Source organism: Erysipelotrichaceae bacterium 66202529 (assembly GCA_017161075.1).
Taxonomy (GTDB): Bacteria; Bacillota_I; Bacilli_A; order Erysipelotrichales; family Erysipelotrichaceae; genus Clostridium_AQ.
This window is the reverse complement of record CP046174.1, coordinates 194661-212259: the sequence shown is the minus strand read 5'-3', so window position 1 is coordinate 212259 and position 17599 is coordinate 194661. Positions and strand designations below refer to the sequence as shown.

The 17599-nt window shown below is 41.4% G+C and carries 15 protein-coding genes and 1 pseudogene; 8 read left to right on the top strand and 8 right to left on the bottom strand.

All coding sequences use genetic code 11. The annotated features are described in order from the left end of the window. Positions 1 to 191: 191 nt before the first annotated feature. Positions 192 to 809, bottom strand: a complete 618-nt coding sequence (locus tag GKZ87_01005; protein ID QSI24175.1) for a threonylcarbamoyl-AMP synthase — start codon at positions 807 to 809, stop codon at positions 192 to 194. Positions 810 to 1022: 213 nt separating this feature from the next. Here GKZ87_01005 and GKZ87_01000 point away from each other — a divergent pair, with 213 nt between their 5' ends. The 5 genes from GKZ87_01000 (at position 1023) to GKZ87_00980 (ending at position 6316) form a co-directional block, all read left to right on the top strand. Then, positions 1023 to 2450, top strand: coding sequence for an amino acid permease (locus GKZ87_01000; GenBank protein ID QSI24174.1), 1428 nt, complete (start codon positions 1023 to 1025; stop codon positions 2448 to 2450). A 218-nt stretch (positions 2451 to 2668) separates the two neighbouring features. After that, a complete protein-coding gene (locus GKZ87_00995) occupies positions 2669 to 3985 on the top strand; it encodes a M18 family aminopeptidase (protein QSI24173.1) in 1317 nt (438 codons plus the stop codon). Between the two features lie 5 nt (positions 3986 to 3990). Continuing rightward, on the top strand, positions 3991 to 4647 hold the full coding sequence (locus tag GKZ87_00990) for a transporter (GenBank protein QSI24172.1): 657 nt from the start codon (positions 3991 to 3993) through the stop codon (positions 4645 to 4647). A gap of 182 nt (positions 4648 to 4829) precedes the next feature. Further along, entirely contained in the window at positions 4830 to 5633 is an 804-nt protein-coding gene (locus tag GKZ87_00985; GenBank protein ID QSI24171.1) for a hypothetical protein, read from the top strand. Between the two features lie 266 nt (positions 5634 to 5899). Next, on the top strand, positions 5900 to 6316 hold the full coding sequence (locus GKZ87_00980) for a DUF2992 family protein (protein QSI24170.1): 417 nt from the start codon (positions 5900 to 5902) through the stop codon (positions 6314 to 6316). A gap of 70 nt (positions 6317 to 6386) precedes the next feature. Here GKZ87_00980 and GKZ87_00975 read toward each other — a convergent pair whose 3' ends face one another. The 4 genes from GKZ87_00975 to GKZ87_00960 all read right to left on the bottom strand — a co-directional run bounded on the left by GKZ87_00975 (position 6387) and on the right by GKZ87_00960 (position 10541). Next, the gene (locus GKZ87_00975) at positions 6387 to 6749 is read right to left on the bottom strand and encodes a DUF454 family protein (protein ID QSI24169.1); all 363 of its coding nucleotides are present in this window, start codon (positions 6747 to 6749) and stop codon (positions 6387 to 6389) included. A 66-nt stretch (positions 6750 to 6815) separates the two neighbouring features. Then, positions 6816 to 7154: a nitrous oxide-stimulated promoter family protein gene (locus GKZ87_00970; protein ID QSI24168.1), complete on the bottom strand. Its 339-nt coding sequence runs from the start codon at positions 7152 to 7154 to the stop codon at positions 6816 to 6818. Then, complete coding sequence (locus GKZ87_00965) at positions 7154 to 8809, bottom strand: ATP-binding cassette domain-containing protein (GenBank protein QSI24167.1); 1656 nt, start codon at positions 8807 to 8809, stop codon at positions 7154 to 7156. Before GKZ87_00965 ends, GKZ87_00970 begins: the two co-directional genes overlap by 1 nt. Next, positions 8802 to 10541: an ATP-binding cassette domain-containing protein gene (locus tag GKZ87_00960; protein QSI24166.1), complete on the bottom strand. Its 1740-nt coding sequence runs from the start codon at positions 10539 to 10541 to the stop codon at positions 8802 to 8804. The genes GKZ87_00965 and GKZ87_00960 overlap by 8 nt, the downstream gene beginning before the upstream one ends. Before the next feature lie 149 nt (positions 10542 to 10690). Here GKZ87_00960 and GKZ87_00955 point away from each other — a divergent pair, with 149 nt between their 5' ends. Next, complete coding sequence (locus GKZ87_00955; GenBank protein ID QSI24165.1) at positions 10691 to 12325, top strand: diguanylate cyclase; 1635 nt, start codon at positions 10691 to 10693, stop codon at positions 12323 to 12325. Positions 12326 to 12356: 31 nt separating this feature from the next. On the opposite strand, the gene GKZ87_00950 is transcribed toward GKZ87_00955, so the two are convergent. Continuing rightward, entirely contained in the window at positions 12357 to 12959 is a 603-nt protein-coding gene (locus tag GKZ87_00950; protein ID QSI24164.1) for an RDD family protein, read from the bottom strand. Positions 12960 to 13354: 395 nt separating this feature from the next. On the opposite strand from GKZ87_00950, the pseudogene GKZ87_00945 reads away from it, so the two are divergent. Together GKZ87_00945 and GKZ87_00940 are read left to right on the top strand one after the other, a co-directional pair. Then, positions 13355 to 14333, top strand: a pseudogene (locus tag GKZ87_00945) (Rpn family recombination-promoting nuclease/putative transposase). A gap of 497 nt (positions 14334 to 14830) precedes the next feature. Continuing rightward, positions 14831 to 15598, top strand: coding sequence for a TSUP family transporter (locus GKZ87_00940; GenBank protein ID QSI24163.1), 768 nt, complete (start codon positions 14831 to 14833; stop codon positions 15596 to 15598). A gap of 456 nt (positions 15599 to 16054) precedes the next feature. Here GKZ87_00940 and GKZ87_00935 read toward each other — a convergent pair whose 3' ends face one another. After that, complete coding sequence (locus tag GKZ87_00935; GenBank protein QSI24162.1) at positions 16055 to 17047, bottom strand: D-2-hydroxyacid dehydrogenase; 993 nt, start codon at positions 17045 to 17047, stop codon at positions 16055 to 16057. Continuing rightward, the gene (locus GKZ87_00930) at positions 17028 to 17498 is read right to left on the bottom strand and encodes a hypothetical protein (GenBank protein ID QSI24161.1); all 471 of its coding nucleotides are present in this window, start codon (positions 17496 to 17498) and stop codon (positions 17028 to 17030) included. The genes GKZ87_00935 and GKZ87_00930 overlap by 20 nt, the downstream gene beginning before the upstream one ends. Positions 17499 to 17599 lie beyond the last annotated feature (101 nt).

Sequence of the window (17599 nt, the reverse complement as noted above, 5' to 3'; positions counted from 1 at the left end):
ACTGCTTTCTACGATTTCATTTTATCACAATTCCATCTCATGAACAGAGGGACGAAAAAAATCAGAAATCATGAGAAAACAAGCCTGTAATAGGACGCTGAATTTCATTTTTTCTGATTTTCAGTCAATCTACTTGACATCATAACTATAAGAAATTCAAAGGAGACAAAAGCTGCTCCTTTTTCAATATTTTACGAAGCTTTGCTTAACACTTTTTGGATATCCTCAGCAGTTACAGGCCCCTCACGTACGAGAACAGCCTCCTGTGTACTCATATCCACAATAGTACTGGCCAGCTTTCCATCCGCCTCTCCAAGGACAATGGCATCAATGCGGCCATCCAACTGCTTCAACACCTGCTCATCCCGTACCCCTGTTTCCTCACCGGAGCGATTGGCGCTCGTTACTAGCAGCGGTTTTCCGCATTCTGCAATCAGTTGCAAAACAAAGGGGTCATTTGGCATGCGGATCCCTACCGTAGGAAACCCGTTTGTGACATAGGCGGGCAGTGTTTCCTTCTTTTTCAGAATCATTGTAAATGCACCCGGCATAAACGCCTTTGCCAGCTTACACGCAGCTTCATTCATAACAGCAATCTGCTGCATCTGTTCCACATTCGCTACCATCGTGGGAATCGGTTTATTCTCCGGACGCCCCTTGCTTTCCTTTAATGCCTGTAAAGCTTCCTCATTCTCATATATAACACCAAGTCCATACACCGTATCCGTTGGAAATGCCACAACCTTACCTTCCTTCAGATATTGTGCAACCTCTTTTACATCCTTTTTATCAAACCGTCTGGTTTCCATGCATATCATTTCCTTTCCATTATCAGCATTGTAGCACAGAATGACATGAAAAAACATAGCCGATAGAAAATGATGGAAGGATGCTATATATTCATAGACAGATACTGGAAATTGTAGCACATTTCATGAACAAACTTTTCAAAAATCATGGAGTTTATGCATTACATATGGTATGATAATCTGGCTCGACATTTATATTCTAAGGAGGGTAAAATGGAAAGTTCAAAGAAAATAGTCTGGTATAACCTTGCGTTTATGGCATTTTCTACCGTGTGGGGCTTTGGAAACGTATTAAACGGTTTCGTATACTTCAACGGTGTTCAGGTTATATTCAGTTGGGTTCTGATGTTCGCCCTGTACTTCGTGCCTTATGCACTGATGGTTGGTGAACTGGGATCCGCCTTCAAAGACTCCGGTGGTGGAGTCAGCTCCTGGATCAATGAGACGATTGGTCCAAAATTCGCCTACTATGCCGGGTGGACCTACTGGGCATGTCACATTACATACATCGCAAGTAAAGGAAGCGGTGGTCTGAAAGCATTAAGCTGGGCAGTGTTCCGCAATGCGGAAACCTATGACACCTTCCCGACGCTTTATGTACAGCTGGGCACGCTTGCTGTGTTTCTGTTCTTCTGCTGGGTCGCAAGCCGCGGTTTGAATCCGCTGAAGAAGCTGGCAACGATTGCCGGAAGCAGTATGTTCATCATGTCCATACTCTACATCGTTATGATGTTTGCCGCTCCGGTGATCAATCCAAATGGAGGCTTTGTTACACCTAACTTCAGCTGGGATAACATCTTCCCACAGTTTAACGTACAATATTTTACATCGCTATCCATACTGGTATTTGCCGTTGGCGGCTGTGAGAAAATTTCTCCGTATGTAAATAAGGTGGAAAATCCAAGCAAGGGCTTTCCAAAGGGTATGATCACACTGGCAATCATGGTTGTTGTGTGTGCGATTCTCGGTACAATTGCAATGGGTATGATGTTTGATCCTTCTGTAATCAACGGTACGACAGAATCCTTTAATTCCTATGTATCCAACGGCTCCTACTGGGCATTCCAGAAGCTGGGCGGATATTATCACATGGGGGATGCACTGCTGATTATTTATGCATTATGTAATATGATCGGTCAGTTCTCCACACTGGTATTAAGCATTGATGCTCCGCTGCGTATGCTGCTGGACAATGAGGAAGCAAGAGAATTCATTCCTACAAAGCTGCTGAAGAAGAACAAATACGGCGCTTATATCAATGGAATCTGGATGGTTGTTATTCTATCCGGAAGTATCATACTGGTACAGTCCTTTGTACCTGGTGCTGCCAGCGTTCTGGCACAGTTGAATAAGCTGAATTCTGTTACCATGCCAATGCGTTACCTGTGGGTATTTGCCGCTTATATAGCTCTGCGTATGGCACGAAACAAGTTCCATCCGGAATACCGCTTTGTGAAAAATCAGGGAATTGCAATGACCTTTGGTATCTGGTGCTTTGCTTTGACAGCATTCTGTTGTATTTTCGGTATGTATACACCGGGAGATATATTCACAACCGCATTGAATATCATCACGCCGGTTGTGCTTACTGCACTTGGTATGATATTACCGGTTATCAAGCAAAACGAAAGAGCTTCCTAAACGATAAGACAAGATCATGAGGTCTTGTCTTTCTTACTATTGTTTCACTAAATTGTGTTATACTATAGATATGCCCGCAGGGCACCTTACCCGCAGGGCACCTTACCCGCAGGGCACCTTACCCGCAGGGTACATTGCCCGCAGGATACATTGCCGATAGGTGATATTCCCTATAGGGCACATCACTAATAAATAGATTACAGGAGGATAATGCTACTATGTATAAGGATATTGCAAAGGAATTACTGACATTTATTCAAAAAAGTCCCAGCTGCTTCCATGCTGTGGATACTATGAAACATATGCTGCTGGAAAATGGCTATACAGAATTACGTGAATGTGAAGCATGGTCACTGAACAAGGGCGGGAAATACTTTACGACCAGAAACGGATCCAGCATACTTGCTTTTCAAATTGGTAATACACTGGAAGATTACCATTTTCAGGTAACCTCCTCTCATTCTGACTCTCCAACCTTCAAGGTAAAAGAACATGCGGAATTAAAAGGAAAAGGCGGTTACTTACAATTAAATACAGAAGGCTATGGCGGAATGCTTTGTTCTACATGGATGGATCGTCCGCTGTCTCTGGCAGGACGTGTTCTTGTGAAGGATGGAAATACCTTTACAAGCAAACTGTTGAGCTTTGACCGCGACCTGCTTTTGATTCCAAACGTTGCCATTCATATGAACCGAGATGTAAACAATGGAATGAAATATAACAATCAGGTGGATATGCTGCCGCTGTTCTCCGCAGGTGAATGCAGTGAAGGTGATTATGCACAGTTGATTGCGGATGAGCTGGGATGTGCAAAGGAACAGATTTTTGGAACAGATTTATATTTGTATAACCGTATGGCTCCAAGCATCTGGGGTGCAAAGGAAGAATTTATCTCATCCGGTAAGCTGGATGACCTGCAATGTGCATTCACTTCACTGAAAGCCCTGCTGGCAGGAACGAATGAAAAAGCAATCAATGTATTTGCCTGCTTTGACAATGAGGAAGTCGGCTCCGGTACTAAACAGGGGGCCTGCTCCACCTTCCTGTATGATGTTTTACAGAGAATCAATGACAATCTGGGCTTTACAAAGGAAGATTACTATCGTGCCGTTGCGAAAAGCTTCATGGTTTCCTGTGATAATGCTCACGCTGTTCATCCGAACCATCCTGAAAAAACAGACGATACCAACTGCACATATCTGAATAAAGGAATCGTTGTAAAATTCAGTGCCAATCAGAAATACACAACCGATGCCATCAGCTCAGCGGTATTTGCAGGTATTTGTGAAAAGGCGGGTGTTCCGGTACAGCATTTTGCAAATCGCAGTGATGCAGCAGGAGGCAGCACACTTGGAAATCTGTCCAGTCAGAAGGTATCCATGCACACCGTAGATATCGGTCTTGCACAGCTTGCTATGCATTCCTCCTACGAAACTGCAGGTATAAAGGACAGTGCCTACATGATTCGTGCACTGACAACCTTCTATACAAGCAACCTTCACATCACAGACAGTGAAACAATCGAGGTCGCATAGGCTTCATGAAACAACAGGAAAACCGGAAAAAAGTTCATATTGATAATCTCTATCTGATGAAAAAGCTGGATGAAGATTATCTGAAGGAGTTCCATCGTTTTTATGATTACGCACTGGACAGCGGCAAGCCCGATGCGGATATCAATATCATTGTGAATACAGCACTTGAGCAATGTCTGGAGGGCATGAAAAACAGGAAGAAAGCGACGCTTGTTATTCCCAAGGATCTAAAGGAATATACGGCGAAGCTGTCACGAGGCACTCTGTATAAGGATATGAAACGGAAAATCCGTAATCAGGATTACGAGAAGATGCAAATCAGCAGTATCTGGTACGTGTTCTCCCTCTGTATCGTATTATTTTTCTTCAAGAATCTGATTGATCAGAAATTCATTGTGAATTACCTGGTCGATGTTATCGTTGCCTGCGTTGCGGGTGGGATCGCTTTTAAAAATTTCATGATTCGCAGAAGAATTATAAACCGCTATCACTTTGGCAGCTTTTATATGCGTATGGATATCATAGCAATCGCTGCCTGTGTATTCATTAAAATCGTAACACCTGCAAAATATGCGAACTTTGATATCACATATCTGCTGCTTGTAATCTCCTTTTTCATTATGAAGCGCAAAATCAAGCCGCAATTCGAAGCCGTAATTTAAAGAAAGAGTCCTTAGCGATTGCTGAGGTTCTTTTTGTTTATGATGATGGAAAAAAACAGAATGCAATTACAAGCATCTATGTAATATACTTCTAATCATCAGAGTTCTTTAATTATTTCACGGTATTATGAAATATATACTGCCACTGCTTCGTATAGTAATTGAAAGGAGATCGACGCATCATGAAACAGAAAAAAGTCATACTTCTTATCATATTGATCAGCCTCGCTGTAGCTCTGTTGGGATACACGTTATGGAAGCAGCATTTTCAGACTGCATCTTTGGGATTTCTTTCCCAGGGAATAGCAAGTAACAGACAGCAGTTGACAAGCATTCCAGAGCCTTCATCACAAACGCCGCAGGATATCTCCACGGATGAAAATAGTACAGAGCACAAGCAGGAGGATACAAATTTAGCTACGGATACTATCCAGCAAGAAAAGCTTGCGATAATACAAAGTGTACAGGAAAACAATTATTACTGTGTTCCTGCCTGTATTCAGATGACCCTGCGCTATCATGCAGTCAATCTTTCGCAAAGTGAATTGGCACAGCAGCTTCATACAGACCCTGTTACCGGAACAGAGTATGCAGATATGGCAGTTGTACTGAATACATACCTGTTTCACAAGGATACGATTCCCACTGCGACAGAGGAAGGATACCGTGTTCAGACGATGAAGGCTACGGATGATGCAGAGAAAACTGCGCAGGTATTTGCACAACGCTGTGAACAAAATATAAAAGACGGTTATCCTGTGTTTGCAGCTGTGGATCTTCATGCGCTATATCCTTCTTTGCCGCAGGCAAACCACATGGTTCTTGTACATGGCTATCAAAAAGAGCATAACCGCATCACCTCTTATTATATACTGGACCCCTACCCTCCGGTTCAGGATGCTGTATATCAGGGATTAAAAACGTTTACAGCTGAGGAGCTTATTCATGCAATGCTGGTAAACGAAGAACCTGCATATATATGGTAATATCATATATAACAGCTTATTTACATATGCGATTCCAACTTATTCAGATGTCCTGTGCTATGCAAAAATAGACGTATCGACACCCTTTTGTTTTCACTTCTTTATAATCCTGTTCACCTATGATTGACAGAAGATAAGCGTCCTGTTACTATGGAATTACTGGAATAAAAACACGGTCTGGTTGGTAGTCCAGACGCAATGAAAATTGTCAGTAACCTGCCTCCTTGGTTGTCCGATTCCAGAGCAGTCTATAAGGAGGAATCATTATGAATCAGACGTCACTCAGTATTACTGTCTTTTTTGAAGACCCTTTCTGGATCGCCTTGTTTGAATACCGTGAGGATCCGTTCTCTTACCTGAAGCGCGTAGTGTTTGGAAGTGAGCCCAGTGAGCAGCTAGTCTATGACTGGGTCATACAGAACTGGTATGAGCTGTGCTTCCATGAAGCTGTGGAGGCAGTAACAAAAAAAGCAGCACATAAGAATCCGAAGCGCAGCCAGCGTGAGGCACGTAAATCCATGGCGAGCTGCATTCCCTGTACGAAGGCTCAGCTTGCGAAAAAAAAGCAGCAGGAAGAGCATGCTGTAAGGAAAACACAGAGAAGAAAGGATAAGAAGGAAGCTCAGAAAGAAGCGTTTCGTCTGCATCAACTGAAAAAAAAGGCAAAGCACAAGGGTCATTAACCTTATCCTTTACCAAAGCAGTACAACGGGTATGCAATGCATACCCTTTTCCTATGGACAATCCGCATGCTTATACAGAGATTGTTTTGATTTTGAATAGAAAATAATAATATTTAAACAGCATGAGTGCAAACAGAAACAAGCGCAGCCATATCGAATTCATAAAGTACATGGCCAAAAGCAGCATAGAGCTTGCAAATGCCAAAAGTGAAATCTTTGTTTTCAGGGTCATAGAACGCTCTCTGACAAAGGAATCCAGGTGATTTTTATATAAACGTGTAGAAATAAACCAGTTATGAAACCTTTGTGAGCTTTTCGCAAAACACCAGGCAGAGAGAAGTAAAAACGGCGTCGTTGGCAAAACCGGCAGGATGACTCCAACAGCTCCCAGCACCATAGAACCTGCACCAATGATAAAATAAATAAATTTCATATGCTTCTCCATTCCCCCGCTCTTAGCGCGGGTACTAAACTTTCATAAATGCATTTACCATACCTTTTAATTACTACATTTATTTTTATACTTTTTTTCCTTACGTGACAGCCACATATGCTGCAGCACCATAACAGGTCTGTGCAGCAGCATTCGCGGGCCGCTGTAACGCATGATTTGACGAATCTGTTCACGCTGTTCCTTACGGTAGCAGTGAACCCTGCAATTACTGCAAAAGGTTTTACTCTCTATGAAGGGACAGCAGTCGATTCGCTGCTTTGCATATTGCAGAAGGGAATTACATTCCTTGCAAAGTTGCAGCTCATGATGTTGTTTTCTGCAATACAAGGTTATCATTTCCTGAATCACACGCTTTTCCTTTTCTCTTTTCGCAGCTGCGTCCATCAGCAGACTCTTCCGGATTCCACAGACAGTACCGTATCCGCAATTTGCATGGTACCAGGTCTGTGAGATACCAGTATAATTGTTTTATCCTTCTGTTCACGTATACTTTTTAAAATTATCGCTTCATTTAATGCATCCAGATTGCTTGTCGGCTCATCCAGCAGAATACAATCACAATCGTGCAGAAATGCCCTGGCAAGCGCAATTCGCTGTCGCTCTCCCCCGGAGAGGGAATCACCAAGCTCCGCAACCGGTGTAGCATAATCCTTGGGAAGTGACATAATAAAATCATGAATTCCCGCTTTGCGACATGCCTCCTCCACCTCATTGACCGAAGCATTTAGGCGGCCAATCCGTATATTATTGAATATCGTATCATGAAACAGCACGGTCTCCTGTGTTACTAAGCTTTGCATATCTCTTAAATTAGCAGTATTGATATTCTCAAGAGCGGTGCCATTGATAAAGATGCAGTTTTCCCGGGCATTCCAAAAGCGCATAATCAGCTTCAGCAAGGTGGATTTCCCGGATCCGCTTTTTCCATGGATCCCTGTGATCTGTCCTTTTTTAAACACCGCCTGAATATGATTGAGCACAGCTTCATCTTCATACGCAAAGCTTAGATCACGCACCTCGATATCACCATTTATTACAGCAGCCTTACCACTAATATCCTTTACCTCCTCTTTTTCATCCAACAGCTGTAACACACGTCTTGCACTTGCCATGGTAAGTAACAGATTATTTGACAGACTTGCAAGAGCCAGCACAGGCCCAAAGCTGGATACCATGAGAACACTGCTCATAAGAACAGTTGTAAAGCTTACCGTTTCCTGCATATACAGTAGACTCCCACATATCAGCATGAGCAAGGTGAACACACTCACTGCGATATTTCCCAGAACAGTGGAAGTGCCCTCATGAAGCTTCAGCCGTTTCTGTACTGCATGAAGCTCCTCACTTTTTTCCTGCATGGTCTGCAGCCGTTTGGTTCCCATACGGTATTGCAGCACATCCTGCATACCGCGTAAAGATTCCAGAACATAGCTGCTCAGGCTTCCAAAGCCCTCTCTGGACTGCGTACCCTCCTGTTTTCCCAGCTTTGTGATAATGACAGGAAGTACAACACCACAGAACAGGTAAGCAGATAATGCGATGAAGAAAAACAGCAGATGCATTTTCGCAAATTCAATCAGCAGAATACTACAGGTGAAAACGGCGATAAGTACTGGTGATATCGTATGTGCATAAAACACCTCCAGCGCTTCGATATCACTGGTAATCAGATAAATCAGATTTCCCTTATCTCTGCCCTCCAGCTTCGCAGGTGCAAGCCGGCGCAGTGCTGTAAACACCTTGTCACGTAAAATCGCAAGCAGTTTGAAGGCAATGTAATGATTGCAAGCCTGCTCTCCATAATGCAGAATACCGCGCAGAACAGCCAGAACAAGCATCATAACAAAGAAAACGGTAACCGGAAAATCAGGAGCCTGTATAGCGATATGGCTGATTAACAATGCACTGAAATACGGTATATAAATCGCACACAGAAATCCCGTCACACCAAGGAATACTGCCAGAAGCATATAGGGAGCCAGCGGCTTAACAAGTAGGCTCATGCGAAGCATCAAACGTATATTTCCCATCTTATCCATGGTTTACTCCTCCTTCCATTGCCTCCAGCTCCTGCTGTTTTTCATACATCCGGGTATAGATCCCTTTCATTTTCAGCAGGGCTTCGTGAGTACCGTGCTCTCTGCACATGCCCTTATCAAGGACATAAATCTGATCACAATCTGCAATGCTTTTTAAGCGGTGCGTAATCATAAGAACCGTTTTTGTTTCTGCCAGCTTATGAATGACGGATACGATTGCATCCTCGCTATCCGCATCGATATTGCTCGCAGCCTCATCGAAAATATATACATCTCGATTTGCCAAAAGCGCACGTGCTATGGATAAACGCTGCTTCTGACCACCAGACAGATTATTGCCCTGTTCCATAAGCTCCATATCCAGACCGCCCTGCTCCACAATAAAGGCATATAGCTGAACCTTCTGCAGAGCCGCAATCATATCCGCTTCCGTTACATTCTCTGAAGCAATACTCAAATTCTCGCGGACACTGCCCTTAAAGATAAACGGCTGATGACTGACATAGAGGAAGGATTGATAAAAGGCATCATCATCAATCTCATTTCGTTGCATCCCATCAATCAGCAGCTGCCCATGGTAATTCTTTTCCAGTCCGGCAATCAGTTTGGCAATCGTACTCTTACCGGAGCCGCTTTCTCCTACGATTGCAGTAAACTGCCCCGGCTTTAGCTGCATATATATATGATGCAGGATAGAGCGTTCATCATCATAGGAAAAGCTGACATCGCGCAGCTGTATGTGCATAGCGTCATGCTTCCACTGTTTCTTATCAACACGTTCTACAGGCTGATCCAGTATTCGGAAAATCTTATCGCTGGCCGCAATACCATTCATCGCTATGTGAAAGAAGGAACCAAGCAGACGCAGTGGTATAAAAAATTCCGAGGATAAAAGTACAATGCAAATCACCTGAAACAGGGAAAGACTTCCCTGCTGGAAGCTGATAATCGCTACAATACTTCCCAGTGCTGCCCCTCCATAGGCAATCAGATCCATAACACTTACAGAGTTTAGCTGCATCGTTAGTACCTTCATCGTAATTTTTCGAAAATTCTCCGCTTCCTTATTCATTTCCTGCTGCTTCCATTCATCAGCCTGATAAATTTTCAAGGTGGTAAGACCCTGCAGGTTTTCCAAAAAGCTGTCTCCCAGCGTGGTATAACTGCTCCAGTATTTAGACAGCAGCCTCTTTGCGAATTTCTGAACAGCTATGATTGACATAGGAATCAGGGGTACACAGACAATTAGTACTACTGCACTTTTTACATCCATCCATACAAGAATCAGGAATAAGGATACCGGTGCCAGCATACTGTAGAAAAACTGGGGTAGATATCTTCCAAAATAAATCTCAAGCTGATCAATTCCTTCCACACTCAATTGTATGAGCTCACTGGTCGGTGCACATTTGGTATAGCTGTTTTTCATTTCCAGCAGCTTTGTGAACAGACGCATACGCAAGTGCTCCCGTACATGACAGGATGCCTCATGAGAATATATGCTTGCCTTGCGTACACATATTGCTCTGACAGCGATACAGATAATGACTCCCCCTGTTGTCAAAAATAAATCCTGTACAGTAACAGTCTTTTTGTATACACCGTCAAGGACATATGCCATAAGTGCCACAAAGACAATATTGCATAACAGTGAAATCCACTGCATCCCTACCTGCTTTATGATATATGGTTTTGTTTCCGGCATTTCTTTCAATAGTCGTTTATCAATCATAGTGCCTCCTTGTTAGCCTAATTTAACTTATCGGATAGAAGTTTACCACAGTTAACAAAAGGTGTCAATCTGAATTTGTAATTTTTAAAAGAGATATCATGTTCATAAAAAATATGGTAAGATTATTACGTTTGAAAGGATGTGGACAGATGAAAAAGATAAAACAGCCTTACCTCTACATCTTCTTATGGATATTGGGACTGTTTCTTATAGCATCTGTAATTTTACCTCAGAATACGCCGCCTGCCGCTGCGATCGCCTCAAATTCCACAGATATAGAGATTTTAAATAACGGATGGAAAAACGGAAATGATCAGAGCATTCCAAGCCGTGATGTAAATCAAAAGTATTTTACAAGAAAATTAACGCTGCCTGCCATTACCAAGGATACACTGCTTGTGATCCGTAATAGTTATCGCGGTGTACAAATCCTTATCGATCAGGATGTCCGCCTGGATTACGGCTTTTCTTCTGATAATACTTCACTCCTTGGTAATGTATTTGTGCGATTACCTCTGACGCCTGCGGATAGCCGTAAAGAACTGACACTGAACTTTAAAAACAATTATGCAAAGCTTACTTCTGAAATAGAATATCCCATGCTTGTATCTGCATCCTCCTTTTCTTATCATATCCTGCGCCAAAATGCTGGGGTGGTGCTGACAGTAATTTCTCTGTTCCTGCTGGTTGCGGTTATGCTATTGCTAATTATATGGCTTAAAAACAGGAGCTTCTGGTTATCCAAAACATCCCTGTATTCTCTTGTTATCTTTATCTTTCTGACCGCTATATGGCTGCTCAGTGATTCTCCCGTATTACAGATTTATATAAGTGGGAGTCTGCGAATCGTCCTGCTTTCCTTTTGCAGTTTTATGCTGATGCCAATTCCTCTGCTTACCTTTATCAATGATGCATTAAAACAGCCGCATCCCTTGCTGTATGTACTTCAGCTTGTACTTTTGGGTAATATCATCCTACAGTGTATCCTGCAGCAGATAGGTGTTTTGGATTTTATTCAGATGCTGTCTGTAACGCATATTCTCATGATTATTAGTATTGTGGCTATATTATATGTACTCTTCCGAGAAGTCCGGCTGTATAAAACTGATTATGCACGTAATATTTTATTAGCTTTTTTTATTCTGTCCCTTTTCTCCACCATTGCCCTTATCGTATTTTATATAAATCCGATGAGTAATTATAATATGTTCTTCCGTATCGGCTTACTCTTATTTATTGTCATGCTGAGCTGCTTCTCCTTTCACAAGATCTATTTGGTTTCGCAGGAACAGGAACAGCTTCAGTTTTACCGGCAGCTTGCTTATACAGATGCCATGACAAAGGTACGGAATCGATCTGCTTTTGAGCAGGTGCGAAATCGGATAGCGGATACTGGAAGCGATGCATCTATGACAGTCTTTATGTTTGATATCAATAATCTGAAGCATACCAATGATACCTATGGTCATCAGGCAGGAGATGATATCATACAAAGGGCTGCAGAGCTGCTTCATACTGTGTTTCACGATATCGGTCAATTGTACCGAATTGGCGGTGATGAATTTCTTGTTATTAGTGAACGGAATTTTACATCTCCGCAGGCTTTATATGCTTTGCTCGATCAGAAGCTGGAAGAGTATAACAAAACGGCAGAGTATCCATTAACCATAGCAAAGGGCTATGCCAGCAACAGCAGGCATGAAAAAGGAATTGATGAATTGCTAGAGCTTGCGGATCAGGCCATGTATGAGGATAAGCGCAAAAACCGAAAGAAAAAAATCTGATATTCAGAAAGTCTGAAAAACATCAGATTTTTTATTTACAATTTTCTATTGCTACAACCTTGGTATCTGCCAGATAATCATGCAGCATCCTACGGGATTGCTTTTTCATTGCGATATAAATAGAGAGGAAGCAAATAACAGCACTTGCAATTCCCAGAACAAGAGTTAAATCGTATCCTGCAGCAAGTGACAGTAGCTGACATACATAGCTGCCACCTGGAATCAGGCAGCCTTCCAGTATGATACATCCAAGAATCTGTCGCTTGCATAGAGACTTGAAATCGACATCACTTCCATCACGCTTCACAATTTTCATATCCATAAACTTTTTACCGCAGGTCTGACCCTTGTGGCGGTAAGGATAAACAACGTAATAGGCTATACAAAACAGAAGACTGAGCATACCTGCCACCCAGCCATACGGTTGATCAAATGCCAGCAGATTTTGATTCACTGTTTGCGTCTTTGTCAGTGCCATATATAGAACAACCGTAGGAAATGCAGTTATCAAAGAGCCTGCCACCCAGTCAATCAACCATGCCACAGCACGGTTTGTCATGTCTACATTACATGCCTCATTGTCTAATTTTGAAAACAGTCGAAAATACCATTTCAGCTTTACTGTATCTTCCATACGCCATATCTCCTTTAAATATCGTGTTTTTAGTGGTCTATACCACTTTACAACCATAGTATAGCACACATGAAAGCGCATTCCAAGTGTTTTTACAAAATAAAATCAATTGCTTATCCGTACAGATTATTGTTCATTGTTGTATAGGAAACAGCTTTAATTTCATAACACATAAATGAATGACTTGGTTAACAGTCTGGTAAAAGAATCGAGCAGATGTATTTTTAATGGCCAATAACATCACTTGATAATATAAATTATGAAAATATAAAGAATTTTTCTGATTTTTTAGGAATTTTACATTTTCTTTACGTATGTAGTAGTGTAAAGCATAAGACTGTATACGAAAGGATGTGAAGAATATGCTTACAAAAGATGTAACAGAGAATAAAGAAATGAAGGTAGAGGTGCAGGAACGACTGAAATATGATAACGATATATTTTTTAAGTTCGCTCTTGGCACAGAGGATGAAGATGCTGCTTTTATCCGTAACACCATTATTGAACGAGTGACCGGGATCCATCCTAAGGAAAGCACCGTATTAAATCCTAATCTGGATCCTGCTATTCTCAAAAAGAAAAAAATGGTATTGGACATCCGTGTGAAGGACAGCGAAGGAAGAGAATACGGAATCGAAATGCAGACCACCTATTCAAAGCAATCAGAGTTAAAACGCTTTGAACTGTACGGAGCCAGAATGTTATCGAATCAGCTTGATAACGGAGAAAGGTATTATGATCTTCTCCCTGTTTATCAAAATAATCTTTCTTGATTCCTATGCAGAACACACGAAGAAGTTAATTGATGCCTATCAGATGAGAAATGAGGAAGGAGAAGTAGAGAGTAAGCGCAGTTTAATGAAGCGAATTTACATCTATCTGCCGGAGATAAATGCAATCGTCAAGCGCAAAGGATTTGAGAAGCTGAATGACTTTGAACAATTGTGCTTCCTGTTTAAAAATAATGATGAAGATGGTATACTAAAAACAGAGGAAAGGCTGGTGAAGAAGGTAATGGAGAAGTACAGAAAATTTCAAGATGCAGAAGACCTCTGGTCGATAGCGATGGCAACGCAGATACAGGAACAGCGCGAAAAAAATGCCATTTTGGATAGTTTTGAAGATGGTGTTGAACAAGGAATTAAGCAGGGAATGGAGCAAGGAATTGAACAGGGGATCGAATTGGGAATTAAACAGGGACAAAAAGAAGGGGAAAGAACACTGTTAAATCGGCTACTGGTAAATAAATATCATGAAGACTGCTCAACATGGCTATGTTCGTTGACAATGGAACAAATCGACCTTGTATCCAATTTATTATTCACCTGTGATACCTTGCAGGAACTAAAGAATCAGCTTACAGTCAACAAATAATACATATAAAGCCACAAAAAAACTGTTTTATGTGAATGAAACAGTTTTTTAGCAGTTGTATATGAACTGCTTATGAAATAAAACCTTGAAACATGTTAATTTTATCAGAGAATACAACACAGTATAAATAAAAACAGGTAATTTGCTCTTTTGATTCATTTGTTACCTATTCTATATAAGTAACTCATAGCTTTAAGGCGCTTCTCGTAACGTACTTCCTAAACTCTGTCTTTTATCAGTGAATAGTAACCCGTCCAGTATAATTGTATACAGTTCTTTGAAAAAAGGAAATATAATATGTGATAAAGCTGTGTACTGCTAGATGTAACATAATGATGATGGATACTTCAAAGCTATAAATTTTGATTGCTATGTATAACTATTTCAGAATATACATATGACTTCTGAATCAGTCGTTTTGTAAAATTATTTGCATCCAATTCTGAGCAGTAGTATAATAAAATACATACATTGTTTACAATAAAGGAGTTTTGTTTATGCTATACACCTTTCTGATTTGCTTTATTGCCGGTATCGGGGCAGGGCTGGGAACCGGCTTTGCAGGAATGAGCGCAGCAGCCGTCATTTCACCGATGCTTATAACATTTCTGGGTATGGAGCCGTACATGGCCGTCGGTATCGCATTGGCAAGTGATGTACTCGCCAGCGCCGTATCCGCTTATACCTATGGAAAGCACAATAATCTTGATATTCGTAACGGCATTGTCATGATGATTTTTGTTCTTCTCTTTACGCTCGTGGGAAGCTATGTATCTGCGTTGGTACCAGGTACTGCCATGGGTGGCTTTTCCACCTTTATGACTTTATTACTTGGAATCAAGTTTATTGTACGTCCAGTAATGACAACAAAAAGCAGTATGGAACAAACGAATCCCAGAAAAAGACTTCTGCAGTCCATGATTTGCGGTGCGATGGTTGGCTTTATCTGCGGCTTTATCGGAGCAGGAGGCGGAATGATGATGCTGTTGATTCTGACCAGTGTTCTCGGTTATGAGTTAAAAACAGCAGTAGGAACCAGTGTATTCATTATGGCTTTTACAGCATTTACCGGAGCTGCCAGTCATTTCACGATTGGCGGTATGCCTGACATGACAGCATTGATTTTATGTATTGCTTCCACTCTGTTATGGGCGCGTATTGCGGCCAGATTTGCCAATAAGGCAAGTGCCAAGACGCTGAACCGGGCAACCGGTGTAGTACTAACTGTACTTGGTATCGCCATTCTTGCTGTAAATTATTTATAAGCGTAGGAATATGAATAACAAGTAATTTATTTTACTTATAAATAAAGGTAAGGGTTTATACATATACTAACTAAGGGCATAAGCAATTTACTATCCTGTTCCTGTCCGCAAGGATCCACAAAAAAAGAAAGACGCAAATACATTTTCTTCATCATAAGATGTAGGAATGTAGAATGCGTCTTTTCATTTCTTGTTTAGACCTTCAGCCTCATTGAGAGACCAGACAGTTGCAGCACTAATCTAATAACTCAATATGCAGGTAAATTTAAATCTACTAGCCTCGTGAGAGGCCAGACACATACATCGTCAGAGAAAAAAACTACTATTGCAAATTTAAATCTACTACTCTGATAAAGGATTCTAGACTAATAAATAAACGAATACAGTAACATTAACAAAATTTCAAATTCAAAAACCTTAGAGATGTAAATTACTGCCTTTTTATTTTCCCCTATCTCAATCAATTCCCTTTTCGGGCACAGTGTGAATCCGATAACCACGCTGTAAGTCAACAACATTTCTTAATTGCTTCTTCTCAAGGAACGCATTCAGATTATAAAGCGCAATATCTGCGAAACGCACAAAGGACTCCTCCAGTTGAAACGTTCCCGATATATGCGGAGTGATTATAACATTTTGTTCCTTCCAAAGAGGATGCTCCTTAGGGAGCGGTTCCTTTTCACATACATCTAGAATTGCACCATACAGCTGTTTGCTTTGTACAGCATACAGCAAAGCATCCAGAGACAGCACATCTCCCCTTCCGACATTCGCCAGAATAGCTGTTTTCTTCATACAGGAAAAATGGCGGGCGGTAAAGCATCTGCGCGTTTGGCTTGTACTGGGCAAAGCAAGCACCACCACATCCGCACGTGGAAGCAATACAGGAAGCTCCTCCATGGTATGCAGTTCATCAAAATAAGGAACAGGTTCATTCACACGTTGCCGTATCCCAATCGTATAAGCGCCCAGAGCCTTTACTCTCTTTGCAAATTCCTGTCCCAAATCACCCGTTCCTGCAATCAGAATGGTGGAACCATAAATTGATTGAACAGGCTCCTCCATCTGCCAAATTCCCTGTTCCTGATTTCGGACATAGAGATTCATATTTCGCATAAGCATAAGGATGGTGCAAATAAGATATTCACTAATAGCAAGACCAAAGCTTCCTGACGCATTACAAAGCTGACAGCTTTCAGGCAGAAGTCCATTTGCCGTATACTGCTCACTGCCTGCACAATCCAGCTGTAAGAGCTTCAAGCTCTGCGCATATTTCAACAGCTCTACCGGTATCCTGCCAACTATTACATCTGCATACTTCATCATATCCAAAGTGATCAGCGCCTGATCCGTACATACGATATCATAATCAGAAGGTATCTGTTTACGATAGTTTTTTGATAAACCGGACAGCTCCAGCAGCTTCAGCTTACTCATGCTCATCCTCATGTAACAGCACTCTTCTGGATATATCCGAAAGCAGATAGATTTGATCAAATACCTCTTCCATCTTTTCATTCATTTCATCGAGAATAGCCCCATCCACATTATAATTCATAAAGGCATTCTCAATTTCTTCCGTCAGCTGGAGACCCTTATTTGATATTTCCAGAAACTTCATAAAATTTGTACTATTGGCAGCATTTTGAAACTTCTCAACATCATGCTTAATAAAGGAAAGAACTTCATACTCATTGGAAAACTTGCCATGCACCATGGAATATGGACGCATTCTCTGCAGAAAATACTTCCCCTCTCTTGTAATATTAAATACATAGGATATACGCATATCCTCTTTCAAATCAAAATTCACAAGATACATCTGAGAATCCAGCTTCTGAATCTTTGTGGCATTCATCTCCTCCAGCTTTTCCTGAATCAGCTTTTCATTCATATACATAAGCAGCCCTCTTTTCTTAATAACACATATACATAAGCTCTAACTACAGTATATCACAAAGCAATATACATCCTCATAAAATCTTGCGTTCCCTTTTTAAA

Coding starts and splice junctions, on each gene's coding strand:
- GKZ87_00960 (QSI24166.1), bottom strand. CDS start 10,541: ATGATTGATAAACGACTATTGAAAGAAATGCCGGAAACAAAACCATAT.
- GKZ87_00990 (QSI24172.1), top strand. CDS start 3,991: ATGAAACAACAGGAAAACCGGAAAAAAGTTCATATTGATAATCTCTAT.
- GKZ87_00930 (QSI24161.1), bottom strand. CDS start 17,498: ATGTATATGAATGAAAAGCTGATTCAGGAAAAGCTGGAGGAGATGAAT.
- GKZ87_00995 (QSI24173.1), top strand. CDS start 2,669: ATGTATAAGGATATTGCAAAGGAATTACTGACATTTATTCAAAAAAGT.
- GKZ87_00975 (QSI24169.1), bottom strand. CDS start 6,749: ATGAAATTTATTTATTTTATCATTGGTGCAGGTTCTATGGTGCTGGGA.
- GKZ87_01005 (QSI24175.1), bottom strand. CDS start 809: ATGGAAACCAGACGGTTTGATAAAAAGGATGTAAAAGAGGTTGCACAA.
- GKZ87_00955 (QSI24165.1), top strand. CDS start 10,691: ATGAAAAAGATAAAACAGCCTTACCTCTACATCTTCTTATGGATATTG.
- GKZ87_00970 (QSI24168.1), bottom strand. CDS start 7,154: ATGGACGCAGCTGCGAAAAGAGAAAAGGAAAAGCGTGTGATTCAGGAA.
- GKZ87_01000 (QSI24174.1), top strand. CDS start 1,023: ATGGAAAGTTCAAAGAAAATAGTCTGGTATAACCTTGCGTTTATGGCA.
- GKZ87_00940 (QSI24163.1), top strand. CDS start 14,831: ATGCTATACACCTTTCTGATTTGCTTTATTGCCGGTATCGGGGCAGGG.
- GKZ87_00935 (QSI24162.1), bottom strand. CDS start 17,047: ATGAGGATGAGCATGAGTAAGCTGAAGCTGCTGGAGCTGTCCGGTTTA.
- GKZ87_00965 (QSI24167.1), bottom strand. CDS start 8,809: ATGGATAAGATGGGAAATATACGTTTGATGCTTCGCATGAGCCTACTT.
- GKZ87_00950 (QSI24164.1), bottom strand. CDS start 12,959: ATGGAAGATACAGTAAAGCTGAAATGGTATTTTCGACTGTTTTCAAAA.
- GKZ87_00985 (QSI24171.1), top strand. CDS start 4,830: ATGAAACAGAAAAAAGTCATACTTCTTATCATATTGATCAGCCTCGCT.
- GKZ87_00980 (QSI24170.1), top strand. CDS start 5,900: ATGAATCAGACGTCACTCAGTATTACTGTCTTTTTTGAAGACCCTTTC.